Annotated in this window: 21 protein-coding genes; 11 read left to right on the forward strand and 10 right to left on the reverse strand. The window is 73.5% G+C overall.

Translation table 11 applies throughout. From position 1 onward, the window contains the following. Window positions 1–7: 7 nt before the first annotated feature. Complete coding sequence (locus ACFVTH_RS04560) at window positions 8–226, reverse strand: hypothetical protein (protein ID WP_387087158.1); 219 nt, start codon at window positions 224–226, stop codon at window positions 8–10. Window positions 227–316: 90 nt separating this feature from the next. Between ACFVTH_RS04560 and ACFVTH_RS04565 the strand changes: the two genes are divergently transcribed. The 3 genes from ACFVTH_RS04565 to ACFVTH_RS04575 are packed head-to-tail and all read left to right on the forward strand — an operon-like array spanning window position 317 to window position 3,734. After that, window positions 317–1,399: a hypothetical protein gene (locus ACFVTH_RS04565; RefSeq protein ID WP_387087160.1), complete on the forward strand. Its 1,083-nt coding sequence runs from the start codon at window positions 317–319 to the stop codon at window positions 1,397–1,399. An 8-nt stretch (window positions 1,400–1,407) separates the two neighbouring features. Next, window positions 1,408–2,097 carry an alpha/beta family hydrolase gene (locus tag ACFVTH_RS04570; RefSeq protein ID WP_387088726.1) on the forward strand — a complete coding sequence of 230 codons (690 nt, stop codon included), beginning with the start codon at window positions 1,408–1,410 and terminating at the stop codon, window positions 2,095–2,097. A gap of 44 nt (window positions 2,098–2,141) precedes the next feature. Further along, on the forward strand, window positions 2,142–3,734 hold the full coding sequence (locus ACFVTH_RS04575; RefSeq protein ID WP_387087162.1) for a molybdopterin-dependent oxidoreductase: 1,593 nt from the start codon (window positions 2,142–2,144) through the stop codon (window positions 3,732–3,734). 40 nt (window positions 3,735–3,774) lie between these two features. Here ACFVTH_RS04575 and ACFVTH_RS04580 read toward each other — a convergent pair whose 3' ends face one another. The 4 genes from ACFVTH_RS04580 to ACFVTH_RS04595 all read right to left on the reverse strand — a co-directional run bounded on the left by ACFVTH_RS04580 (window position 3,775) and on the right by ACFVTH_RS04595 (window position 9,045). After that, on the reverse strand, window positions 3,775–4,530 hold the full coding sequence (locus ACFVTH_RS04580) for an SDR family NAD(P)-dependent oxidoreductase (RefSeq protein WP_387087165.1): 756 nt from the start codon (window positions 4,528–4,530) through the stop codon (window positions 3,775–3,777). Window positions 4,531–4,727: 197 nt separating this feature from the next. Next, a complete protein-coding gene (locus tag ACFVTH_RS04585) occupies window positions 4,728–6,461 on the reverse strand; it encodes an amidase (protein ID WP_387087167.1) in 1,734 nt (577 codons plus the stop codon). Further along, window positions 6,458–7,492 carry an agmatine/peptidylarginine deiminase gene (locus tag ACFVTH_RS04590; protein ID WP_387087169.1) on the reverse strand — a complete coding sequence of 345 codons (1,035 nt, stop codon included), beginning with the start codon at window positions 7,490–7,492 and terminating at the stop codon, window positions 6,458–6,460. Before ACFVTH_RS04590 ends, ACFVTH_RS04585 begins: the two co-directional genes overlap by 4 nt. Next, window positions 7,489–9,045 carry a purine-cytosine permease family protein gene (locus ACFVTH_RS04595; protein WP_387087171.1) on the reverse strand — a complete coding sequence of 519 codons (1,557 nt, stop codon included), beginning with the start codon at window positions 9,043–9,045 and terminating at the stop codon, window positions 7,489–7,491. The genes ACFVTH_RS04590 and ACFVTH_RS04595 overlap by 4 nt, the downstream gene beginning before the upstream one ends. Before the next feature lie 112 nt (window positions 9,046–9,157). On the opposite strand from ACFVTH_RS04595, the gene ACFVTH_RS04600 reads away from it, so the two are divergent. Both ACFVTH_RS04600 and ACFVTH_RS04605 read left to right on the forward strand, forming a co-directional pair. Next, a complete protein-coding gene (locus ACFVTH_RS04600; protein WP_387087173.1) occupies window positions 9,158–9,796 on the forward strand; it encodes a TetR/AcrR family transcriptional regulator in 639 nt (212 codons plus the stop codon). A gap of 74 nt (window positions 9,797–9,870) precedes the next feature. After that, window positions 9,871–13,548: a TM0106 family RecB-like putative nuclease gene (locus tag ACFVTH_RS04605; RefSeq protein ID WP_387087175.1), complete on the forward strand. Its 3,678-nt coding sequence runs from the start codon at window positions 9,871–9,873 to the stop codon at window positions 13,546–13,548. 99 nt (window positions 13,549–13,647) lie between these two features. Here ACFVTH_RS04605 and ACFVTH_RS04610 read toward each other — a convergent pair whose 3' ends face one another. Continuing rightward, a complete protein-coding gene (locus ACFVTH_RS04610) occupies window positions 13,648–14,103 on the reverse strand; it encodes a PPOX class F420-dependent oxidoreductase (protein WP_387087177.1) in 456 nt (151 codons plus the stop codon). A 167-nt stretch (window positions 14,104–14,270) separates the two neighbouring features. Here ACFVTH_RS04610 and ACFVTH_RS04615 point away from each other — a divergent pair, with 167 nt between their 5' ends. Continuing rightward, a complete protein-coding gene (locus ACFVTH_RS04615) occupies window positions 14,271–14,504 on the forward strand; it encodes a glutaredoxin family protein (protein ID WP_387088729.1) in 234 nt (77 codons plus the stop codon). 147 nt (window positions 14,505–14,651) lie between these two features. Beyond that, window positions 14,652–15,224 carry a hypothetical protein gene (locus ACFVTH_RS04620; protein ID WP_387087179.1) on the forward strand — a complete coding sequence of 191 codons (573 nt, stop codon included), beginning with the start codon at window positions 14,652–14,654 and terminating at the stop codon, window positions 15,222–15,224. Here ACFVTH_RS04620 and ACFVTH_RS04625 read toward each other — a convergent pair. Continuing rightward, window positions 15,149–16,153: an LLM class F420-dependent oxidoreductase gene (locus ACFVTH_RS04625; RefSeq protein WP_387087181.1), complete on the reverse strand. Its 1,005-nt coding sequence runs from the start codon at window positions 16,151–16,153 to the stop codon at window positions 15,149–15,151. The genes ACFVTH_RS04620 and ACFVTH_RS04625 overlap by 76 nt on opposite strands. A gap of 118 nt (window positions 16,154–16,271) precedes the next feature. On the opposite strand from ACFVTH_RS04625, the gene ACFVTH_RS04630 reads away from it, so the two are divergent. Then, window positions 16,272–16,616 carry a hypothetical protein gene (locus ACFVTH_RS04630; RefSeq protein WP_387087183.1) on the forward strand — a complete coding sequence of 115 codons (345 nt, stop codon included), beginning with the start codon at window positions 16,272–16,274 and terminating at the stop codon, window positions 16,614–16,616. Between the two features lie 166 nt (window positions 16,617–16,782). On the opposite strand, the gene ACFVTH_RS04635 is transcribed toward ACFVTH_RS04630, so the two are convergent. Further along, a complete protein-coding gene (locus ACFVTH_RS04635) occupies window positions 16,783–17,982 on the reverse strand; it encodes a hypothetical protein (RefSeq protein ID WP_387087185.1) in 1,200 nt (399 codons plus the stop codon). 121 nt (window positions 17,983–18,103) lie between these two features. Beyond that, window positions 18,104–19,588: an FAD-binding protein gene (locus ACFVTH_RS04640; RefSeq protein WP_387087187.1), complete on the reverse strand. Its 1,485-nt coding sequence runs from the start codon at window positions 19,586–19,588 to the stop codon at window positions 18,104–18,106. Between the two features lie 233 nt (window positions 19,589–19,821). On the opposite strand from ACFVTH_RS04640, the gene ACFVTH_RS04645 reads away from it, so the two are divergent. After that, window positions 19,822–20,871: an LLM class flavin-dependent oxidoreductase gene (locus ACFVTH_RS04645; protein ID WP_387087189.1), complete on the forward strand. Its 1,050-nt coding sequence runs from the start codon at window positions 19,822–19,824 to the stop codon at window positions 20,869–20,871. A 57-nt stretch (window positions 20,872–20,928) separates the two neighbouring features. Here ACFVTH_RS04645 and ACFVTH_RS04650 read toward each other — a convergent pair whose 3' ends face one another. Continuing rightward, on the reverse strand, window positions 20,929–21,345 hold the full coding sequence (locus tag ACFVTH_RS04650) for a transferase (RefSeq protein WP_387087191.1): 417 nt from the start codon (window positions 21,343–21,345) through the stop codon (window positions 20,929–20,931). Window positions 21,346–21,532: 187 nt separating this feature from the next. On the opposite strand from ACFVTH_RS04650, the gene ACFVTH_RS04655 reads away from it, so the two are divergent. Both ACFVTH_RS04655 and ACFVTH_RS04660 read left to right on the forward strand, forming a co-directional pair. Beyond that, entirely contained in the window at window positions 21,533–23,308 is a 1,776-nt protein-coding gene (locus tag ACFVTH_RS04655; protein WP_387087193.1) for an ABC transporter ATP-binding protein, read from the forward strand. Next, window positions 23,305–24,177 carry an energy-coupling factor transporter transmembrane component T family protein gene (locus ACFVTH_RS04660; RefSeq protein WP_387087195.1) on the forward strand — a complete coding sequence of 291 codons (873 nt, stop codon included), beginning with the start codon at window positions 23,305–23,307 and terminating at the stop codon, window positions 24,175–24,177. Before ACFVTH_RS04655 ends, ACFVTH_RS04660 begins: the two co-directional genes overlap by 4 nt. The last annotated feature ends 216 nt before the right edge of the window (window positions 24,178–24,393 follow it).

Here is a 24,393-nt window from a genome sequence, read left to right on the forward strand (position 1 = left end):
CGTCGACTCAGGCGAGCAGGTCGCGAACGGCCAGCCCCCACTCGAAGCCGCACTCGCGGCAGTCGAAGATCGGGGCGTCGTCGGAGAGGAACGGATCGACCGACTCGGCCTCGACCGCGAGGTCGAGCGGGCCGTAGACGATCGCGCGCACCGACCCCGAGCCGCAGCGCGGGCACGGCTCGTCGAGCACCTCGATGGGGGCTTCGCTCTGCGTCTGGTTCGTCATGGCAGCCAAGGTACGCCGCCCCTCCGACATCGGGGGTCATCGCCCGGGCGAGTCCGACACCGCTCGCCCCGACATCCCTAGACTGGGCGCGTGCTCACCGCCGTCGTCCTCTTCGCCATCGTGCCGGCCAGCGTCATCCTGGTGCTGGGGCTCGTCGCGCGCGTCGTCGCGGCGCAGCGGGTGAACGCGCGGGTCGTGCAGTACACGGCCCCCCGAGGGTCCACGGTCTTCCGCGACGCCCTCCTCGTCGACGCCGACCGACGTGCGCCGTCGGCCGCGCTCATCGACCTCGCCGTGAAGCGCAAGGTGCGGCTCATCGCGGGCGCACCCGGCACGCGCGAGCCGATCGGCGTCGAGCTCACCGACGGCGTCGTGCTCACGGCCGACGAGACCGCGCTGCTCGAGACGCTCTTCGGCCCCGAGCACACGGGCACGCGCCTGCGACGCTTCTCGGCCGACCGCCGCGCGCTGGCCGGCCGGCTGAAGACCCTGCTCCTGAACACCGAGCACGGACTCGCCCGCGACGGGCTCATCGCCGAGCGCCGGGTGACGTGGCCCGGCACGACGCTGACCTCGCTCGCGTACCTGGGCATGCTCGTCGAGGGCCTCTTCATCGTCTTCGCCCTGATCGGCGGCGACCTGCCCGCGCTCGTCGCGACGCTCGTCGCCCTCGCCCTGACCATCGCGACGATCTTCGTCACCCCGGCCTGGTGGCGCCGCTTCCAGCCCGCGGCCACGCCGATCCGCGAGCACCTCGCGGGGCTGCGCCGATACCTCGAGGTCGCCGAGGCCGATCGCCTCCGGGCACTGCAGTCGCCGAGCGGCGCCGAGCTGCGGGCGGACGCCTCGGTGCCGGCTCCGTTCGCCGACGCCGTGGGCGAGGCATCCGCACCGCTCGCGCGGTTCCACCTCAACGAGCGCCTGCTGCCGTACGCGGTGCTGTTCGGTATCGAGCGCGAGTGGATCGCCAAGCTGAAGCTCGAGGCCGAGACCCTCGCGCACACGAACGTCGACACCCTCGGCGACCTCGTCGAGGTGACCGCCGACGTCGCGACGGCGATCGACGCGGTCGGCAACGTGGTCGAGCTCACCTCCGCGCTCGGCGATCTCGTCGACGGCGCCGGCTCGGTCGTCGAGGGCGTCGGCGGCATCTTCGAAGCGTTCGGGTCGTGAGCGAGGTGCTGACCGAGCTCGAGGAGCGCCTCACCGTCGAACTCGACGGCGGGCCCGTCTCGGCGATCGCGGGGCGCGCAGCCGGCTCGGGCCCGGCCGAGGCCACGATCGTCGTCGCCCATGGGGCGGGCGCGGGCATGGAGCATCCGTTCATGTCGGGCTATACGCGCGCGCTGAACGACGCCGGTTTCGCGACGCTGCGCTTCAACTTCGCCTACCGCGAGGCCGGGCGGAGGTTCCCCGACCGGCCGCCGGCCGCGATCGGCGCGTGGCGCGACGTCGTCGCGGTCGCGATGAGCCGTGCCGCGGACGAAGGGCGCGCGAGTGCGCCGATCTGGGCCGCGGGCAAGTCGTTCGGCGGGCGCATGGCGTCGATGGCGGTCGCCGAGGGCATGGAGGTCACGGGGCTCGTGTTCCTCGGCTATCCGCTGCACGCGCCGGGCAAGCCCGAGAAGCCACGCGACGAGCACCTGCCCGGCATCACCGTGCCGATGCTGTTCCTGCAGGGGCGCAACGACCCCTTCGCGATCCCCAACGAGCAGCTCGACGAGGTGGCCGCACGGGTCGGCCCGAACGCCGTCGTCGAGTGGTTCGAGGGCGGCAACCACTCCTTCGAGGTGAAGGGCGCGAAGCGCCCGGCCGCCGAGATCGGCGCGGGGCTCGCGGCCCCGACCGCGGAGTTCGTGCGCGCGCACTGAGCCGCACGCGCCGTTCTTCGAGCACCCGCGCGTACGCTGAACGCATGGGCGAGACGCGCTCCCGCAGGACCTGGGTGCTCCCGGCCGCCGCCGGCGCGGGCGCGGCCGCCCTCGGCGCGGGGCTCGGCGAGCTGACCGCCGCCGTCATCGCGCCCGAGTCGGGCCCGTTCGTCGTGATCGGCGCAGCCCTCATCGACCTCGCGCCGCCGTGGGCGAAGGACACCGCGATCGCGCTCTTCGGCACCGGCGACAAGCCGGCGCTGCTCATCGGCATCGGCGTGGTGCTGCTCGTGGCCGCCGGTGCCGCGGGGGTGCTCGAGCTCCGCCGCCCGCCGTGGGGGCAGGTCGTGCTCGGCCTGTTCGCGGTGGCCGGTGCGGTGGCCGCGGCGACGCGGGCGAACGCGCCGATGCTCGCGGTGGCGCCCTCGCTCGTCGCCGGGATCGCGGCGGTGGTCGCGCTGCGGGTGCTCGTGGGGCGGTTGCGCCGGCTCGAGACGCCCGTCGGGGCGCGCGCCACGACCGACGTGGACCCCGGCAGTGGCGAGGAGGCTGCAGCGGCATCCGACGGCGCGACGCGGCGCGGGTTCCTCGCGTGGGCGGGCGGAGCCGCCGTGATCGGCGTGCTCGCCGCCGTCGCGGGGTCGGCGCTGCGCGCCGGCGGCCGGGCGCTCTCGGCGGTGCGCGAGGCGATCCGGCTCCCGGCCGCGGCGACGACCGCGTCGGTGCCCGCGGGCGCGGAGCTCGGCATCGACGGGCTCACGCCGGTCATCACGCCGAACGGCGACTTCTACCGCATCGACACCGCCCTCGCGGTGCCCCTCGTCGACCCCTCGGAGTGGCGCCTGCGCATCCACGGGCTGGTCGAGCGCGAGGTCGAGCTCACCTGGGACGAGCTGCTCGCCCTTCCCCTCGACGAGAGCATCACGACGCTCGCCTGCGTCTCGAACGAGGTGGGCGGCAGCCTCATCGGCAACGCGGTGTGGCTGGGCCATCCGATTCGCGAGCTGCTCGCCCGGGCGCGCCCGCTCGCCGAGGCCGACATGGTGCTCTCGCGCAGCGTCGACGGGTTCACCGCGTCGACGCCGCTCGAGGTGCTGCAGGACGACCGGGCGGCGATCCTCGCGGTCGGCATGAACGGCGAGCCCCTGCCGATCGAGCACGGGTTCCCGGTGCGCATGGTCGTGCCGGGCCTCTACGGCTACGTCTCGGCGACGAAGTGGGTGGTCGAGCTCGAGGTCACCCGTTTCGACGCCGTCAACGCGTACTGGACCGACCGCGGCTGGAGCGCCCGCGGCCCCATCAAGCTCTCGTCGCGCATCGACGTGCCGCGCAGCGGTCAGTCCGTCGCCGCCGGAACCGCCGTGCTCGCGGGCGTCGCCTGGCACCAGCACGTCGGCATCGCCGCCGTCGAGGTGCAGCTCGACGGCGGCGAGTGGCGGCCGGCGACCCTGGCGATGGCGATCTCCGACGACACGTGGGTGCAGTGGCGCGCTGAATGGCGGGATGCCTCGCCGGGCGCCCACACCGCACGCGTGCGCGCGATCGGTGCGGACGGCGAGGTGCAGACGGCCGACGAGCAGGGCGTCGTGCCCGACGGCGCGACGGGCCTCCACGAGGTGACCTTCGAGGTCGCGTGAGCCCTCGCGGTGCCGCCTCCAGGGCCAGCCGCTCGCCCGCTCAGATCGCCGAGTAGCCGCCGTCGATGACGTGGTAGCTGCCGGTGACGAAACTCGCCGCGTCGCTCGCGAGGAACCCGACGAACGCGGCGACCTCCTCGGGCTCGCCGAGCCGGCCGATCGGATGCTTCGTGACGAGGAACTCGACGAGCGCGTCGTCGGCGTGGAGGGTGAGCATCGGCGTCCTGATGAAGGCGGGGCCGACGGCGTTCACGCGGACCCCGTAGGGCGCGTACTCGGCCGCCGCGCTCTTCGTCAGGCCGACGAGCGCGTGCTTCGAGGTCACGTACGCCGACTGCGCCGGGAACCCGACGCTGCCGAAGACCGAGCTCATCACCACGATCGAGCCGCCGCCATTCGCGACGATCGCCGGCAGCTGCGCCTTGAGGTTGCGGAAGGTGGCGTTGACGTTGAGTTCGATGACCGACTGCCAGCTGTCGTCGGGGTAGTCGCCGATCGGCGCCGCCGCACCGCCGATCCCGGCGTTGTCGACCGCGATCCGCAGCGGGCCGAGCGCGTTCGCCTCCTCGATCGACGAGGCGATCCAGGCGGTGTCGGCGGCATCGCCCGGCGACGCCGCGGCAGTGCCGCCCGCCGCCCGGATCTCCTCGACGACTGCGTCGGCCCGGCCGGCCTCGACGTCGTTCACGAGCACGGATGCCCCGTTCGCCGCCAGCAGGAGGGCGGTCGCTCGGCCGAGGCCGCTGCCCGCCCCGGTCACGATGGCCGAGCGGCCACCCACGTCGTACTGCGCCATTGCAGACTCCATCCGGCCGGGCGCTGCACCGGGAACCCTTCTCGGCCGGCCCGCCGGAGCCAGACTAGTAAGTTAATCCCGGTTCCGGTCAACTCTGACGGTTATCGGCCCATCCTTTGGGCCCGAGCGAACTCGACGCCCCTCTCCGAGTGGAAGAGGGGCGTCGAGCCCGAGGCATCCCGGGCGAGGAGAGGCGGCTAGGAGAGGCGCGGGGTGCGCGGCGGCTCGGTGCGGCGCGAGCCGGTCGACTCGAAGGCCGCGGCGAGCGTGAGCAGCGCGGTGTCGTCGTAGGCGCGTCCGGCGAAGGTGAGGCCGACCGGCATGCCGATGTCGGCCATCGTGCCCATGGGCACCGTGACCGTCGGGATGCCGAGGTGGCGCGGCACGAGGTTGCCGTTCGACACCCACACGCCGTTGCGCCAACCCAGGTCGGCCGAGGCCTCGTTCACGTCCATGTCGGCGGGGCCGACGTCGGCCGCGGCCGGGAAGACGACCGCGTCGAGGCCGAGCCCGTCCATCCACTGCTCGAGGTCGCTGCGGCGGGTCTCCTCGAGCCCGCGCAGCCCCTGCTCGAGCTCGGGGATCTCGGCGACCGACGACACGGGGTGCTCGCGCACTTGGGCCGGGTACGTCGCGATGTCGTCGTCGAAGCCCTCGTAGCGATCGGGCAGCGCGCCCTCGGGGTGCGGGAAGATCGAGGCGCCGTCGACGTCCGCGAGCGTCGAGAGGTTCGGGTCGCCGTTCGCCGCGAGGAAGTCGTCCCACGCCCACGCCGACAGGTCGATGATCTCGCGGTGCAGGAACTCGGGCGAGACGAGCCCGCGCGTCGCGATCGTCGGGGCCCCCGGCCGGTCGCCCTCGTAGTTCGACACCACCGGGAAGTCGACCTCGACGACCTCGGCGCCGGCCGCCTCGAGGTCGCGTCGCGCCGACTCCCAGAGGGCGATGACCGACGCGCGCGTCTCGATCCGGCGACCGGTCGGGCCGCCGATGCCGACGTGCTCGCCGGTGCCGGCGAGCGAGTCGGCGTTGACGTACATCCGGGGCACGCCGAACCGCTTGCCGGCGAGCGCGGCGCGCGCGGCCGAGGCATCCTCGACCCGGAGCGCCGGGTACGACGGGGGCCTGACCTCCGAAGCCGCCGGCAGCGCCACCCACGGCTGCGCGCGCCAGAAGTCGCCGCGCGTCTCGGCGTCGTCGGCGACGATGACGTCGAGCACCTCGAGCAGGTCGGCCATGCTGCGGGTGTGCGGCACGACGACGTCCATCGTCGGCACGAGCGGCCAGTTGCCGCGCGTCGAGATGACGCCGCGCGACGGCGTGTAGGCGCAGAGCGCGTTGTTCGACGCGGGGGCCCGCCCGCTCGACCAGGTCTCCTCGCCGAGCCCGAACGCCGCGAACGACGCCGCCGTCGCGGTGCCCGAGCCGTTCGACGAGCCCGAGCCGAAGGCCGCCGTGAGGAAGTCGGCGTTGTACGGGCTCTCGGCGCGGCCGTAGACGCCGCGCTGCATGCCGCCGTTCGCCATCGGGGGCATGTTCGTGAGCCCGACGAGCACGGCGCCCGCCGCGCGCAGGCGCTCGATCGTGAAGGCGTCGCGCTGCGCGACGAGGTCCTTGAACGCGGGCGATCCGGAGGCCGCGGTCAGCCCACGGGCGAGGTAACTGTCCTTGGCGGTGTACGGGATCCCGTCGAGCGGCCCGCGCACCTCGCCGCGGGCGCGGCGCTCGTCGGCGGCGGCCGCGTCGGCCCGCGCCTCGGGGTTCATGACCACGAGGGCGTTGAGCGCCGTCGCCGTGCCGGGCGCGTCGTACGCCGCGATGCGCGCGAGGTACGCGTCGAGCAGCTCGACCGAGGTGGTCTCGCCGCGCTGCAGCGCGCTCCGCAGCTCGGCGATCGAGGCCTCGACGACGTCGAACGATCCGCCGCTCATCGGCCGACCACCGGCTGCTGCTGGGTGATGCAGTGGATGCCGCCGCCGCGGGCGAAGATGTCGCGCGAGTCGACGGTCACGGCACGCCGGCCGGGGTAGGCCGCCTCGAGGATCTCGCGGGCCGCGGCGTCCGCCTGCTCCTCGCCGAAGCCGCACGCGATGATGCCGTCGTTCACGACCAGGTGGTTCACGTAGCTGTAGTCGACGAAGCTTTCCTCGTCGCGCAGCGTCTCGGGCGCCGGCAGGTCGACGATCTCGAAGCGGCGGCCCGCGGCATCCGTCTGCTCGGCGAGCAGGGCGCGGAGCTCGCGCGTGACCTCGTAGTCGGGGTGCTCGGGGTTCTGCTGCGAATGCAGCAGCAGCGTGCCGGGCGAGGTGATCGTCGCGACGATGTCGACGTGGCCGTTGGTGCCGAACTCGTCGTAGTCGCGGGTGAGGCCGCGGGGCAGCCAGACGACCTTCGTCGCGCCGATCGTGCGGGCGAGCTCGGCCTCGACGCGGGCCTTGTCGGCGTAGGGGTTGCGGCGCGGGTCGAGCTGCACGGTCTCGGTGACGAGCACGGTGCCCTCGCCGTCGACGTGGATTCCCCCGCCCTCGTTGACGAGCACGCTCGACACGAGTTCCGCGCCGACGAGCGGGGCGATGAAGCGGGCGATCTCGGCCGACTTCCGCCACTCGGCCCACTCGGGGGCGCCCCAGCCGTTGAAGGTCCAGTCGACCGCGCCGAGCACGCCGGGCCGCTCGTCGTCGACGACGAAGGTCGGGCCGAAGTCGCGCATCCAGAACTCGTCGAGCGGCGCCTCGATGATCTCGACGTCTCCGCTCAGCATGCGGCGGGCGCGCGCGAGCTCGCTCGGGTCGACGACCATCGTCACGGGCTCGAACTCGGCGACGGCGTGCGCCACCGCCGTCCACGCGGCGTAGCCCTCCTCGCGTTCGGCGGCCCCCTCGCCGAGGGTGATGCCCTCGCGCGGGAACGCCATCCAGGTGCGCTCGTGGGGTGCGGTCTCGCTCGGCATGCGCCAGCTCATGCTGATACCTCCATGGTGTTGCGGTCGGCGGTGGTCGAGGCGGATGCCTCGGGGTCGAAGTCGTCGGTGCGACGGGCGCCCGGGGCATCCCCGAACTGGATATCACGCGGCGCACCCGGCCGCAGCGCCGGATCGCGGAACGGCCGCGTCGTGAGCCAGAGCAGCGCGTACACGCCGCCGCCGATCACGGGCGCGAGCAGGGCCGAGAGATCGGCGCCGCCGAGCGCGGTCGCGATCGGGCCGACGTAGAGCGTGGTGTTCGCCATCATGATGGCGAGCACGGTGCCCACGATCTGGGCGATGACGCCGGGCCAGAAGAATCCGCCCGAGTACCAGAACGGGCTTCCCGGGCGCTCGTCGTTGAGGGCGACGCCGTCGTACCCGTTGCGGCGCAGCATGATGTCGACCGCGTAGATGGCGACGAGCGGGCCGAGCACGGTGACGCTGAGCTCGAGCGCGTACTCCATCGTCTCGAGGAACCCGGGCGAGAGGAACACGAGCCACGCCGCGGCCGCGGTCGCGAGGAGGCCGGTGAGCACCACGGTCGTCGCCCGGTGGATCGCGAAGCCGAGGCCCTGCGCGTAGAGACCGGTGGAGTAGGCGACCAGGACGTTGTTCGAGATCGAGCCGAGGATGACGATGCCGAGGAAGACCGGCGTGAACCACGCGGGCACGATCTCGCCGATCGTGAGCTGCGGGTCGGTCATGTCGATCGCGGTTCCGGCGATGACGCCGAGCGAGCCGATGAGCACGGCCGGGATGAACCCGCCGAGCGCCGTCCACCAGATGATGCCCGCCTTCGACGCGGTCTTCGGCAGGTAGCGGGCGTAGTCGGCACCGGTGCCCCACGACAGCGGGCCCGACGAGACGATGGCGTAGCCGAGCAGCGCCATCGCCCAGTGCTCCCCGACCGGGAGCTCGGCGGGCGTGTACGAGAAGTCGGCGGCCTGCAGCACGAAGATCGCGAGCACGACGAAGGCGACGGCGAGCGCGGCCGAGAAGTACGGGGCGAGCTTCATGATGGTCGCGTGGCCGTAGACGCCGAAGATGAAGCTCGCCACGGCGACGACGCCGAGCACGACCCACTCGCTGCCGGCGGGCACGGCGACGCCGAGCAGGTCGAGCAGCGCGAGCGAGGCGAAGGTCGCGACGGCGATGTTGATGATCTCGTAGAAGAGGCCGATCACGACGCCGAGCGCGCCGCCGAAGATGCGGTTGCCGCGGATGCCGAACATGGCGCGCATGATCGTGACGCTCGGCGTGCCCGAGGCGGGGCCGCTGACGGCGAGCCAGCCGACGGCGATCCACCAGAGGTTGCCGATGACGGTGATGGCGAGCGCCTCCCAGAGCGGGAGGCCGAGGAGGATCAGGATGCCGCCGAAGGCGAAGTAGAGGTAGTTGACGTTGGCGCTCGCCCAGACCCAGAACAGGGAGGAGGGGCGGCCGTGACGCTCGGCCTCGGGCACCACGTCGATGCCGCGGGTCTCGATGCGACCGGCGCGGTCGGATGCCGCGGGGTGGGTCAGTGCGGTCGGGATGGCGTCGTTGCTCATCGTTGAGGCTCTTCTCGTGGGGGCGCTCGGGGAAGCGATCGTGAAGCCGGTGTCGGACCGGTTATTGACCAACTGATCAATAATGCAGTGAGACTACATACAATGGGTGATCATGTCAACGCCGACCCGAGTGCGCGCCGCCCGCAAGTCACCGGCGGAACGCGCCGACGACATCGCCCGCGCCGCCCGCGACCTCGCGCTCGAGCACGGGCTCAGCGCCATCACGCTGCGCTCGGTGGCCGCCGCAGCCGGCGTCGCACCGGCGCTCGTCGCCCACTACGTGCCGAGCATGGAGACCCTCCTCGCCCGCACCTTCTCGACGGTCGTCTCGGCCGAGATCGCGGAGGTCGAGGCGCTGCTGGCGACGATCGAGGGGCCGCGCGCGCAGCTCGGCGCCGTCGTGCGCACGGTGCTCGACGGCACCCGCGACGACGTCACCGTCGTGTGGGTCGAGGCCTGGGCGCTCGGCCGCCGCAACGAGACCCTCGCGATCGCCGTGCGCGAGGAGATGGACGCCTGGCAGTCGATCCTGCAGGAGGTCGTCGAGGCCGGCGTGCGCTCGGGCGACTTCGAGACGACGGATGCCGCGGGCGCCGCCTGGCAGCTGCTCGGCATGGTCGACGGGTTGAACGCGCAGGCGCTCGTGCGCTGGGGCGACACCGGGGCGCGCGCGGCGCTGACGCTGCACGCCGTCGAGGGCATGCTCGGCCTGCCGCGCGGTGCGCTCGACGCGCCTCCGCCGGCCGAGTAACGAGGCTCCCCGGCGGTCCCGGCGCGATGTCGGCGCCCGCGGGTACCGTGGAGGCATCCGAACGAAGGAGCCCGATGTACCTCTCGAACGGCTCCGTCGTGACCAGCGCGAGCGACCTGAAGAAGGCGAGCGACTGCGAGTTCGCGTTCCTCCGCGAGCTCGACGTGAAGCTCGGGCGCGAGACGCTCTTCGCCCCGCTCGACGACCCGATGCTCCGCCGGGCCGGCGAACTGGGCGACGTGCACGAGCTCCGGCTGCTCGAGGCCTACCGCGCCGAGTTCGGCGACGGGGTGGTCGAGATCGAGCGTCCCGACGTGCGCGACGACGACGCCGTGGCCGCCGCGGTCGCCGCGACGATCGCCGCCTTCCGGGCCGGCGCGCCCGTGGTCTTCCAGGCGACCTTCGGCGACGAGCCGGTGCCGGGGCAGGGGTTCATCGGCTTCGCCGACTTCATCGTGCGGCAGCCCGACGGTCGCTACCGCGTGCAAGACGCGAAGCTCGCTCGCCGCGCGCGGGTGACGGCGCTCCTCCAGCTCGCCGCCTACGCCGAGCAGCTCCTCCGGCTCGAGGTGCCGCTCGACGACACCGTCGAGCTCCTCCTCGGCGACGGCTCGGTGAGCGCCCACCGGCTCGACGACATCCTGCCGGTGTACCGCGAGCGCGTCGCCCGCCTGCAGCGCATCGTCGCCGACCGCGTCGCCGACAGCGGGCCGGTCGCCTGGGGCGACCCGCGCTACGACCACGACGGCCGCTGCCCGACGTGCGAGCTCGAGGTGCAGGCGCGCCGCGACGTGCTGATGGTCGGGGGAATGCGGGTCACCCAGCGCGAGCCGCTCGCCTCGGCCGGCATCACGACGATCGACGAGCTCGCCGCGTCGACGGGCCCCGTGCCCCACGTGATGGAGGCGACCCTCGACAACCTTCGAGCGCAGGCCCGGCTGCAGCTGCGCGCCGAGGCCGAGCTGAGCGCCGCGACCGCCTCGGGCGCGTGGCGCGAGGGCGACCCGCCGCTGCCGCCGCCCGTCGGCGTGCGCGACGCCCGCGCCATCGCGGCGATCCCCGAGCCGAGCCCGGGCGACCTGTTCTTCGACTTCGAGGGCGACCCGCTCTACACCGAGGGCGACGGCACCAGCTGGAACCTCGACTACCTGTGGGGCATGGTCGACACCGACGAGACCTTCACCGCGTTCTGGGCGCACTCCTTCGCCGAAGAGCGCGAGGCCCTGCTGCGGTTCCTCGAACTCGTGAAGCTGCGCCGGCAGGCGCACCCCGGGCTGCACATCTTCCACTACGCGAGCTACGAGCGCACGCACCTCACGGCCATCGCGGCCCGGCACGGCGTCGGCGAGGCCGAGGTCGACCAGCTGCTCGCCGACGGCGTGCTCGTCGACCTCTACCCGATCGTGAAGCGGGCGGTGCGGGTCGGCAGCCGCTCGTACTCTATCAAGAAGCTCGAACCGCTCTACATGGGCTCCGAGCTGCGCGAGGCCGACGTGAAGTCGGGCGCCGACTCGATCACCGAGTACGTGCGCGCGAGCGAGCTGCGGGCGACCGCGCGCGCGACGGGCGACGACGACGCCGCAGCCGAGGCCGCCCGCATCCTCGCCGACCTCGCCGACTACAACCGCTACGACTGCGTCTCGACCCTGCGCCTGCGCGACTGGCTGCTCGCCGTGGGCGCCCGCGAGGGCATCCGGCCGGTCGCCGCCTCGATGCTCGCCGACCGTGCAGAGGGCAAGATCTACGAGGCCTCGCCGCTCGCGCTGCAGCTCAAGGCGATCGTGCGCGAGCGCGACGACCTCACCGCCGCCGCGGCGGGGTCGGCGCACCTCGTCGGCGCCGAGCGGCGCGACGCCGACACCCAGGCCCTCGCGCTCGCCGCTGCGGCGATCGACTACCACGCCCGGGAGGCGAAGAGCTTCTGGTGGTCGCACTACCTCCGCTGCGACCAGCCCCTCGAGACCTGGGAGGAGCACCGCGACGTCCTCGTCGTCGACCCGGCGCGCTCGCGCGCGGTGGGCCGCTGGTACGAAGAGCCCCGGTGGCAGAGCGCGCGCCGCGAGCTGCAGCTCGACGGGCGCATCGCCCCGGGCTCGAGGTTCAGCGTCGGCGGTGACGTGTTCCTGCTGTACGACTGGCCGGCCCCGTTCCCCTCGCAATCGACCCGGCCGGGCCAGCGCGCGTGGTCGAACGCGACGGTGGTCGAGGTCACCGACGAGGGTGTGCGCGTCGAGGAGCGCGGTCAGCCCGGCATCACCTGGACCGAGCTCCCGCTCGCGATCGCACCCGGCGCGCCGCCGCGTTCCGACGCCCTGCGCGACGCGATCGCCGAGTGGGCGACGCCGATCCCCGGCGCGGTCCCCGAGCTGCCGCCCGGTGCCGCGATGGACGTGCTGCGGCGCCGCCCGCCGCGAGCGCTCGGCGGGCTCGTACCGCTCGGCGCCGACCACGACTACGTCCCGGCGGTCGTCGAGTCGGTGCGGCGGCTCGACCGCTCCTTTCTCGCGGTGCAGGGCCCTCCCGGCACCGGCAAGACCTACCTCGCGGCGCACGTGATCGCCGCGCTCGTGCGCGACCACGGCTGGCGCATCGGCGTCGTGGCCCAGTCCCACTCGGTCGTCGAGAACGTGCTCGACGCGGTCGTGAACGCGGCGGGGCTCGACGGCCGGCTCGTCGCGAAACACCTGAAGGACGCGAGTGCGGGCGGCAGTCATGGCTTCACCGCGCTGACCGCCAAGGACGGCGTCGCGGCCTTCACCGGAGAGCGCCCCGGCGGCTACGTCATCGGCGGCACCGCGTGGGACTTCTGCAACGTGCGACGGGTGCCCCGCGGCTCGCTCGACCTGCTCGTCATCGACGAGGCCGGCCAGTTCTCGCTGGCGTCGACGATCGCCGTCTCGGTCTCGGCGACCCGGCTGCTGCTGCTCGGCGACCCGCAGCAGCTGCCGCAGGTGAGCCAAGCCCTCCACCCCGAGCCGGTCGACGCCTCGGCGCTCGGCTGGGTGGCCGACGGCCACGACGTGCTGCCGGCCGAGTTCGGCTACTTCCTCGCCGAGAGCCGGCGCATGCACCCGGCCGTCGCGGGCCCGGTGTCACGACTCTCGTACGAGGGCGAGCTGCGCTCGCACCCGGTCGCCGAGCGCCGTTCGCTCGACGGCGTCGCGCCCGGCGTCACCCCCGTCCCCGTCGCGCACGAGGGCAACTCGACGTACTCCCCCGAAGAGGCCGAGTCGGTCGTGCACCTCGTGCGCTCGCTCATCGGGCGCGAGTGGAGCGACGCCGCCGACTCGTCGAGCGGCCCGGTCACCGCGCCGCCGCGTGCGCTCGAACAGCGCGACCTGATCGTCGTGACGCCGTACAACGCGCAGCTCGCCACCGTGCGGGAGGCGCTCGACTCGGCCGGCCTCCCCGACGTCCCGGTCGGCACGGTCGACAAGTTCCAGGGCCAGGAGGCGGTCGTCGCGATCGTCTCGCTCGCGGCGTCCTCAGCGCACTCCGCACCGCGCGGGCTCGAGTTCCTGCTGCTGAAGAACCGGCTCAACGTGGCGATCTCGCGGGCGAAGTGGGCGGCGTACCTCGTCTACTCACCCGGCCTGCTCGACGGGCTCCCCCATCGCGCCGAGGGCGTCGCACAGCTCAGCGCGTTCATGCGGCTGGTGGGCGCCGCGTCGCCGCGCCGGGTCGGTTCGCGGGAGTCGTCGATCGCCGGGCTCGACGCGTCGCGGCTGGCCGCGCCGAGCACGGCGAGCTGAGCCCGACCGGCCGAACCCGGGCGCATCCGTCGTCAGAACGAGGGCGACGGCGAGGGCGACGGCGAGGGCGACGGCGCGGGCGATGCCCCGGGCGGGCGATCAGCCGAAGTCGAGACGGGTCCCGCCGAGCCGCTCCGGCCGAAGCCGGATGACGACCCGGCCCTCGGCGACCGCGTCGGCGAGGAACGCGCTCGGGTCGGCGGGCCGGGCGGCCTCCGGCACCATCGACAGGAGCGCCAGGCCGACCGCGTCACCCGGCTCGGCCGTCGGCGCGGAGACCTCCGCGACCCCCTCGACCGCGGCGAACGACCAGTGGTCGTCGGCCGAGACGTGCAGGGTCGCCCGCGGGTCGCGCCGCAGGTGCGTCGCCTTCAGGCGCGTGCTCGTCGTCGAGAAGCGGGCGACGCGCTCCGACGGGTCCCAGTCGTAGAGCATGGTGGTCAGGTGGGGCTGCCCGTCGCGCTTCAGCGTGGCGAGCACCCCGAAGCTCTGTGCAGCGAGCAGGTCGGAGGCCTCGGTCTCGGTGAGCGGCACGGGCCTGGCGTTCTTCGTCATGTCAGGGCGAACCGAGGTCGACGCCGAGGCATTCCGCCGAGTCGCAGGATGTCGGAAAGCCGCGTACCGGGTCGGGCGTCGGGCGGCTCGCGGGAATACCCCGGACCCGTAATGCGTACAGTACCTGTGTGACTTCCTCCACTCCTGCGAACCCCGACCGCATCACCATGTACGGCGCCGCCTGGTGCGGCGACTGCCGCCGTTCGAAGCGACTGCTCGACGGCCGCGGCATCGACTACGACTACGTCGACCTCGAGGTGAACGTCGAGGCCGCCGAGATCGCCAAGTCGATCTCGGGGCGCACCAACATCCCGGTCGTCGTCTTCCCCGACGGCACCCACTTCACCGAGCCCAGCGACGCCGAGCTCGGCGCGAAGCTCGACGAGACGCTCGCCGCGTAGCGCGGCGGCACCGCTTCGGCGCGACGGTCGATCCGTAAGCGATCCGTCGCGATCCGACCGCCGGCCGTTCGGATCGCGTAACAATCGCGCGGGCCGACGGGAGTCGGCGTAGAACGGAAGCATGCCTTCGACCCCGCCGCGCCTCGCATGACGCTCACCCGTCTGCTGCCGACGCTGCGGCGCTCGATCCCCGATCCGATCGCGCCCGAGCGCTGGCCGGCGGGCACCCGCGCGACGACGACCGACCTCATCGTGGGCGGCTTCTCGATGACCCGACTCGCCGAACGCGACGGCACCCCACTCGCCCACCTCGCCCCGACGCCCGCGGGGGCGCACGGCGGGCCGGCTCGGCACCTCGGGGTCGCGCTCGCGACAGTGCGGGAACGTTCGTCGGGTTCCGGCGTGCTCGAGCTCGCTACCGACGCCGAGTGCGGACCGCACCGGCCCGACTGGTCCGAGGCCCGCCTCATCGGCCGGGTCTCGGTGGCGAAGATCACGACGGCAACGGTGCGCTTCGCCGCCGGCGGGGGTCACGCGCTCGCGCGGCTCGAGCTGCCGGCCGATGTCGCGGTCGGCGACCTCATCGCCGTGCCGATCGAGGCCGGCCGCGTCACGATCAGCGTGGCGGCCGCGGCTCCCGAGCGTCAGCGCAGCGCCGGAACGACCTCCGCCGCGAACAGCTCGAGCCCCGACCGGTCGTACGCCGCCTCGGGCGCGTAGAGGATCGCGTAGTCGAGCCCGACCGTGCGCCGCTCCTCGAGCTTCGCCACGATCTCGTCGGGAGTGCCGACGAGCGCACCGGCCGCGGCGTGGAAGTAGTTGTCCATGAACTTCGCCGCCCCCTCCGCGCCGAGGTGCGGCTCGACCCGCGCCTCGATGCGGGCGAGGCGCGCCTCGACGTCGGCCGTCGACGAGCCGATGACGGTGTTGAAGTTCATCGATCGGGTGATCTCCGAGGCATCCCGGCCGATCGCCTCGCAGTGCCCGCGCAGCACCTCGCCCTTGTGCGCGAACTCCTCGAGGGTGCCGGTGAAGTTCGTGTACGCGGCGTACTTCGCCGCGATCTTGAGCGTGACCTGCTCGCCGCCGCCCGCGATCCAGAAGGGGAGCCCGCCCTCCTGCAGCGGCTGGGGCTGCACGATCGCCCCGTCGACCTGGTAGAAGCGGCCGTCGAGCGTGGCCTGCCCGGTCGTCCAGGCCTGGCGCATGATCTCGACACCCTCGCGCAGCATGCCGAGGCGCTCGGGGATCGACGGGAAGCCGTAGCCGTACGCCTCCCACTCGTGCTCGTACCAGCCGCCGCCGATGCCCATCTCGACGCGCCCGCCCGAGACGAGGTCGGTGGTCGCCGCGACCTTCGCCAGGTAGGCGGGATTGCGGTAGCCCATGCAGGTGCACATCTGGCCGAGCCGCACGCGCGACGTCGAGGCGGCGAAGGCGGCCATGAGGGTCCACGCCTCGTGGGTCGCCTCGGTCGGCGACGGCACCGGGGTGGTGTGGAAGTGGTCGTAGACCCAGATCGACTCGAACGGCGACTCGGCCGCATCGGCGAACTCGGCGAGGCCGCGCATCACCGCCCAATGCTCGGCGGGATCGATGCCGACGAGGTCGTAACGCCAGCCCTGGGGAACGAACATTCCGAAACGCATGGGCAACAGCCTAGGAGAGCGCGGGGCGAATACCCGCCGGCGCCCACTCCGTACGGCGAACCTCGTTTCAGCGTCAGCACTGAGGACGATGCGAGGGCCCGGGCGTAGCTTCGGCCGAATGAACGGTCAGCTCCATTGCGATTTCGCCGTCGCCGATTTCGACGCGACCGTCGTCGAGACCTGCGACGCACGCCTCATCCGCGTCACCGGCCACGGGCTCGCCCCGTCGACCGGCTGGCAGCTCGAACTCGTCGCCGCAAACCCCGGCGTCGTGCCGCACCCCGAGAGCCTCTGGCTCGAGATCCGCGAGACCCCGCCCGCCGAGCCCCGCCCGCGCGTGCTCGCCGAAGTGCCCGTCGAGGCCATCATCGAGGACTCGCACGCCCGCGAGATCATCGTGCGGTTCCGCTGGCGGGAGGGATTCCGCCTGCCGCTGCGCGAACGGGTGCCCTCGTTCCGCTGAGCGCCTCGGCCGCTGCTTCTGCAGGAGAAGTGCACTGGCGAGCCCTGACACGAGCTGCCAGTGCACTTCTCCTGCACGAGCAGCAGCAGCACGGATGCCACGGGGCGCGCCCCGTGGCATCCGTCATGCGACCCGCGCGTCGTGCGCGTGCGCGTGCGCGTGCGCGCTAGGCGAGCGCGAAACGGAGCTCGGCCATGGCCGGGCCCGCCCACACCGTGCCGTCGAGGTCGTCGCTGCGCACCGTGACGACCTTGCCACCCTTCGAGATGACGAGCAGCGCGAGCTGCGGCAGCAGGTCGCCTGCGCGGGTGCCGTCTTCGAGCGTCGCGCCCGATCCGTGGTCGCTGGCGAACTCGATGGCGCCCGACTCGTGGTCGAGCGTGCCGTTCACCGTGGTGGTGAAGTCGAACCACAGGGTCTCGACGGCGCCGTCTGCGGCCTCCCGGCCGATCGCGGCGAGGTCGCGCTCGACCCGGCCCGCGGTGCCCTCGGTGAGGTCGCGGAGCGCCTGTTCGGCCTCGTGCACGTTGAGCTTCGCGAGCTGCTGGCGCAGGGCCTCGTCGACCTCGGCCGGGCCCAGCCGGTCGGGCGAGCCGGGCACCGCGATGACGCGGCGCGAGTTGCGGGTGTTCGCGAGGAACAGGCTCAGCAGCGGCTCGGCGGCGAACACGAACACGGGCACGCGCTCGTCGGGGTCGCGGGCGAGGAGCTCGCGACGCGCGATCTCGATGACGCGCTTCGAGTACTGGTCGAGCAGGGTCTTGCGGCCCTCGTCGCCCATCAGGCGGCTCGCTCCCCCCTGGCTCGAGGTGCCGCGGTTGGCGCCGCGCGGACGGTCCTCGTTCGGTTCGCGGTTCGTGGCCTCGTCGAGGTTGGCCGCACCCGACTGGTCGACCTCGAGCTTGGCCGCCCGGTCGGTCGGCGTCGCGTGCCACAGGCACCACTCGTGCGCCGAGAGCGTGAGCGCGAACGCCTCCTGGTCTTGGCTGGGCGCCCGCAGCAACTGCCCGAGCGTGAAGTGCGAGCCGACGTGCCACGCGTCGTCGAGCCGGTTCGGCAGTACGAACACCTCGCTGAAGCCGGGTGCGACGAAGATCGCCATCGACCGCGCGAGGCCGCCCCAGAGGCGCTGGTCGCCGATGATGGCGTCGCGCTCGGTGCGGAGCGCCGCGACCTCGGCCGAGGAGGCGCCGTCGGCGCGGACCTGCTCGATGGCCTCGTCGAACGCGCTGCGGGCGGCGACCTCGGAGCGCTCGCGCTCGCTCACCACCGGCGAGGTCGAGAGGTAGACGGTGATCGCGGGGTGATGCACACCCGCGAGGGCCGCGAAATCGGCAGTGGTGGGCAATTCGTAGTGGACGGTCATTCGTATCCTCCCCCGAGATCGCGCGACGACGATGTCGCTCGCTCTCCAGCCTATGAAGGCCGGAGCGCGAGCGACACCCCCCACACGAGATCCACGGGTCGAGAACCCGGCGACCGCGCGGTCACCCCACGGGGTGGTTCGAGCGGATGACCCGGGTCGGGTCGATCGCCCGCTTGAGCGCCCGCAGGCGGGCGAGCCGGCCGCCGAAGAACTGCACGGCGTCGCGACGCTGCTCGGCGAAGTTGAGGTACTCCTCGGGTGCGCGCCACGGCTCGATCTGCGAGAACAGGCGGCCGAGCGAACGCGCGATCGCCTCGTCGGCGCCGGGCATCGCCATGGCGCCGGCGAACACGAGGTAGTTCGCCTCGAAGCCCGCGGTGGCACCGGGCACCGGCAGTCCGAGCTCGGCCGAGCGCTGCACGGCCGCATCGGGCTCGACCGCACCGCCGAGGTGGCGGATCTCGGTCGTGAACAGCGCGGTGTCCGACCCGGCACCGACGGCGCCGACGAAGGCGCGCACGGCGGCCGGCGGCAGCTCGCGCAGCATCATGCCGTCGCCGCGACCGGGCACGGGTCCGGGCGGGTCCATGTGCAGGGCCAGCAGCTCGGCGGGCGACTGCGGGTGAATGGTGTCGAGCTCGGGCTCGAGCGCGCGCAGCGGGGCGAGCAGCTCGTCGGCCTTCGCCGGCGAGTCGAGCACGACGGCCTCGACGATCACGACCGAACGGCCGGAGAGGAAGGGCGGCAGCTCGGGCAGCGGCGGCAGGTGCATGATGCGCACCACGCTCTGCACGGCGTCGGGCACGGTGCTCGTCCAGTCGGCCCAGACGGCGGCGACCTCCTCGGCGCGCTCGACCGGCCAGAGCAGCATGCCCGCGACCACCTCGGTGATCGGGAACAGGCGGAACTCGAGCGCCGTGACGACGCCGAAGTCGCCGCCGCCGCCGCGCACCGCCCAGAACAGCTCGGCGTCGTGCTCCTCGTCGACGCGGCGGAGCCGGCCGTCGGCGGTCACGATCTCGACGGCGAGCACCTGGTTGGCGGCGAGGCCGTGCGTGCGGGCGAGCCAGCTGACGCCGCCCCCGAGCGTGTAGCCGACCACGCCGACGTCGTGCGACGAACCGGCGAGCGCGGCGAGGCCGTGCGGCGCGGCGGCGGCGACCACGTCGCCCCAGAGCGCACCGGCCTCGACGCGGGCGACCCGGCGCTCGGCGTCGATCTCGACGCCGCGCAGCTCGTGGGTGCGCAGCAGGATCGCGTCGGCGAGCCCGTTGTCGGCCGCGAGCGGCCCGGCGTTGTGGCCGGTGCCCTGCGGGGCGACGGCGAGGCCGTAGCGGGCGCCGAACGAGACGGTGCGCACGAGGTCCTCGGTCGACCGGGCCGTGACGACGACCGCGGGTCGCTGGTCGACGTCGAGGTTCCAGGCGGTGCGGGCGGCGTCCCAGTCGGGATCGCCCGACAGGTGCACGCGGCCGGCGAGCTGCTCGTCGAGCAGGGCGAGGGCCTCGCGGAGCGAGAGGGTGGCGATGTCGGGCACGGGCTGCTGGAGGGCGACGTCGGCCACCGGGGCGTCGGCCACGGCGGCGGAGGGCACAGGGGTGTTCACGGGTGGTTCCTTTCAGGTTGATGCTCGCGGGCCGGTTGCCTCGGTTCGTGAACCGGCCCGGCGGCCGCATCGATGGATGCAGCACTCGCGACGAGAACCCATCCAACGACGCGGAGAAGCCCCGGTCACCCGTGCCATCCCTCCGATCCGCTCAGGGGATTCCCTCAGTCCCGTCCGCGCCGCGCCGTGCCCCGCACGGAATACCGGATGCCGCACGGCGGTTGCCGAAAGCGATGAACATCTCGCCGCGCCTGTCCGTACTCGACCTCGTCCCGGTTCGGAGCGTCCAGACGAGCCGAGATGCCGTCGCGGCATCCGTTCGCCTGGCGCAGCTCGCCGACCGGCTCGGATTCACCCGCTACTGGTTCGCCGAGCACCACAACATGCCGGCCGTCGCCTCGACGACGCCGCCCGTGCTGATCGCGTCGATCGCGGCGCAGACCGAGCGCATCCGCGTGGGATCGGGCGGGGTCATGTTGCCGAACCATGCGCCGCTCGTCGTCGCCGAGCAGTTCGCCGCGCTCGAGGCGCTCGCCCCGGGCCGCATCGACCTCGGCATCGGTCGCGCGCCTGGCAGCGACCCGGTGATCACGCAGCTGCTGCGCATCTCGGGGCCGACGGCCGAGGTCGACCGCTTCCCCGACCATCTGGCCGACATCCTCTCGCTGCTCTCGCCCGACGGCGCGACGCTGCGCCTCACGAGCGGGCGCGAGTACCCGATCACCGCGACGCCCGCCGCGTCGGAGGTGCCGCCGCTGTGGCTGCTCGGCTCGAGCGACTACTCGGCGAAGCTGGCCGCCGAGCTCGGCCTGCCGTACGTCTTCGCGAACCACTTCTCGGGCCAGGGGCTCGAGCGCGCGCTCGAGCTCTACCGCACGGGGTACCGCCCGAGCGAGGCGCACCCCGAGCCCGAGACCTTCCTCACCGTCAACGCCTCGGTCGCGCCGACGCTCGACGAGGCTCGCGCGCGGGCCCTGCCGCAGCTGCGCTCGATGGCGCGGCTGCAGCTCGGCCGGCCGATGCGGCCACTCGAGACGATCGACGAGGCGCAGGCCGCGCCCGCCGATTCGCAGGCGGCGGAGCTCATCGCGACGATGGAGCGTCGCTGGGTGATCGCGGATGCCGCGGGCGCGGCCTCGGAGCTGCGGACGCTCGCCGCACGCCACGGCATCGACGAGATCATGGTGGCGCCGATCGCCGGCTCGTACGCCGCGGAGCCGCTCGACCGCACGCCGGGTCGCGAGCAGACGCTCGAGCTGCTGGCGGGAGCGCTGGCCGAGTAGTTCCCGAGAACGAGGAAGCCCGGCCGCTGCGCGGTCGGGCCTCCGGGTTCGGCCGGCTCAGGCCGCGAGGCCGAGCCGGCGCAGGTCCTCCGTCGAGGCGCGGTACTCGTCGCCGTCGGCGATGGTCGTCTCCCGGGGCACGCGCGCCCCGTTCTGCACCTTCGCACCGTTGCCGATGGTGGCGTACGGCCCGATGACGGCGTTGCGACCGACCACGGCGCGCCGCCCGACGTGGGCGTTCACGCCGATCACGGCGCGTTCGGCGACGATCGCGTCGCCCTCGATCCAGCCGCCAGGGCCGATCTGGGCGCCGCGTTGCACTTCGGCGCCGGGATCGACGTAGGCCGTCGGGTCGACGAACGCGCTCGGGTCGACCTTCGCAGTGGTGGCCACGAGGCCACGACCGTTCGCGTGCTTGCGGTAGCGACGCAGGATCCCGGCTTCGTCCTCGAACTCGACATAGCTGATGCCCACGTTCTCCTCCTTCCGGCGTGGCGCCTCCACGCCCGAACATAGACACAACATCCGCGCTGACCGGGGTATTCCCGCCCGCACTCTTCGCGGTGGCGGGTGAGCGGCCCTGGGCGAGATTAGGCTGTCCTAAGCCCCACGGACGCCGCGCCGAGAGCCGTCGTCCGACCGCCCACGACCCAGGCCAGGCATGCGCACTTCGCACATCATCGAGCTCGACCGCGTGAGCATCCGCCACGAGGGCGCGAGCCGGGCGACGCCGGCCGAGGTGTCGTTCGCGGTGGCGCCGGGCGAGGTCGTGCTCATCCTCGGTCCGAGCGGGTGCGGCAAGTCGACCCTGGCGCTGGCGCTCGACGGGCTCGTGCCGCACGCCGTGCCCGCCGAGCTCGACGGCACCGTGCGGGTGGCGGGCCTCGACAGCCGCGATCATCCGGTCGGGGTGCTGAGCGAGCACGTGGCGATGGTCTTCCAGGACCCCGACGCGCAGATCGTCACGGGCACCGTGCTCGACGAGGTGTGCTTCGCGCCCGAGAACCAGCTCGTCGGGGCATCCGAGGTGCTCGCCCGCGCTGAACGCGCCCTGAAGCTCGTCGGCCTCTGGGACCGGCGCACCGAGAACCCCGACCGCCTCTCCGGCGGCGGGCGGCAGCGACTCGCGATCGCGTGCGCGCTCGCGATGGCGGCACCCGTGCTCGTGCTCGACGAGCCGACCGCGAACCTCGACCCCGCCGGCATCGACGAGGTCTACGCCGTGCTGCGCGAGCTCGCCGACGACGACCACCACGCGATCGTGCTCGTCGAGCACAATCTCGACGCGGCCGTCGACCTCGTCGACCGGGTGATCGTGCTCGACGCCTCGGGGCGGCTCGTCATCGACGGACCCGCTCGCGAGACGCTGCGGGAGCGCGCCGACGAGCTGGCCGCGCTCGGCGTCTGGCTGCCGGTCTCGACGCTCGCGGCGATGCGCCTCCGCGACGCGGGCGTGGCGATCGGGCCGCTGCCGCTCACCCCGGCCGAGCTCGCCGCGGCGCTCGATCGGCTGCCGAGCCTGCCCCCGCCGCTCAGCGCCTCCTCCCCCGTGCGCTCGACGGCCCTCGCGCCGACGCCCTCCCTCGCCCACGCGACGGGCGCCGTCGCGGCGCACGCCGACCCGGTCATCCGTGCGCGCGGGCTCGCCGTACGGCGCGGCGGGAGGCGCGGCCCGGTCGTCGTGCGCGACGTGGACCTCGAGGTCGCCGCGGGCGAGTTCCTCGCGATCGTCGGCACGAACGGCGCCGGCAAGACCTCGATGCTGCAGGCGCTCGCCGGCGTCATCGAGGCGCCGCGCGGCGGCGTCGAGGTGCTCGGCATCGACCCCGCCCGCGCCGACGCCCGCGAGCGGGCGCGGCGGGTGGGCTTCGTCTTCCAGAACCCCGAGCACCAGTTCATCGCGGGCACCGTCCGCGAGGAGCTCGAGCAGGGACTCCGGCTGCAGGGCCTCGACGACGACGAGGCGACCGCGTCATGCGATCGGATGCTCCGCCGCTTCGGCCTCGACGAGCTCGCCGATCAGCACCCGTTCCTGCTCTCGGGCGGGCAGAAGCGCCGGCTCTCGGTGGGCACGGCGCTCGTGGCGGGCGCCCCGGTGCTCGCCCTCGACGAGCCCACGTTCGGCCAGGACCGCGCCCGCGCGGCCGAGCTCCTCGACATGCTCCGCGGGCTCAACGACGAGGGCACCACGGTGCTGGTCGTCACGCACGACCTGCAGCTCGTCGCCGACTACGCGACCCGGCTCGCCGTCATGGAGGGCGGGCGGATCCTCGGCGTCGGCCCGACGGCCGAGGTGCTCGCCGGGCCGCTGATCGAGCAGGCGGGGCTCCGGCATCCGCCGCTCGCCCGCGCGACGCGCGGACTCGAGCACCACCCGGGGTGGCGCGCCGTGACCCGCATGTCGCAGCTCCCGGTCGCCGCGGGAGGGGCGCGATGAGCGGCATGGCCGGCGCGACCCCGCCCCCGAGCGGCGCGAGCCCCGTCCCGGCCGACGCGGCCGCGCCCACCGTCGCGTCCCGGGCCGTCGTCGCGCCCCGGCGCGGCCCGCTCGCGACGCTGAACCCCCTCGCGAAGCTCGCCGCGCCCCTGCCGGCGATGCTCGTCGTCGTGTTCAGCCGCGACCCGTTGCTGCCGCTCGCGTTCATCGTGCTCTCGCTGCTCGTGCTGCTCCTCGGCGCCCGGCTCTCCGGCCGGGTCGTCGCGGCGCTCCTCATCGGGACGCCACTCGCAGCGGTCGTGCTGGGGTTCAGCTTCGGCGTCTGGGTCGACCCGGCGAGCCTCTCGGGCCCCGCGACCTCCACCGTGCTCTTCTCGATCGGCGGCTGGAGCTTCACCCTCGCCGCCTACGCGGTCGGGTTCACGACGGGGCTCCGCATCATCGCCGTCCTGATGCTCTCGCTCATGGCCGGCCTCACCTCGACCGGGCCCGAGTTCGTGCGCGCGATGGTGCAGAACCTGCGGGTGCCCTACCGCATCGGCTACACGGCGCTCGCGGCGCTGCGCTTCGTGCCGCGCTTCGGGCACGAGCTCGAGATCATCAGGGCGGCGCACCGGGTGCGCGGCACCGTGCGCGGCCGCGGGCCGATCGCGGCCGTCCGCCGGGCGCTCGGCACCGCGGTGCCGCTGCTCGCCTCGGCGATCCGGCACGCCGAGCGCGTCGCCCTCGCGATGGATGCCCGCGCCTTCGGCGCCCATCCCACCCGCACCGAGCGGACCCTGAGCCCGTGGCGACTGCGCGACACGCTCTTCGTCGTGGGGTTCGTCGCGGTGAGCGCGATCATCGTGTGGGCGACCTGGGGCCGCTGAGCCCGCGCCCGACCCCCACACGGACCCGCACCCTGCAGTGCACGTATTCAGGACAAAGCACGCTCGTCAGGACGTTTTCCCGGATTTCGTCCTGACGAGCGTGCTTTGTCCTGAAACATGCTCGGTGCAGCCTGGTCTGGCCGGGGCGTCATGGCGACCGCCGCGGACGACGAAGGGCCGGATGCCGCGCGGCATCCGGCCCTTCTCGTACTCGAT

The sequence above is a fragment of the Agromyces sp. NPDC058104 genome (assembly GCF_042884835.1).
Classification (GTDB): Bacteria; Actinomycetota; Actinomycetes; order Actinomycetales; family Microbacteriaceae; genus Agromyces.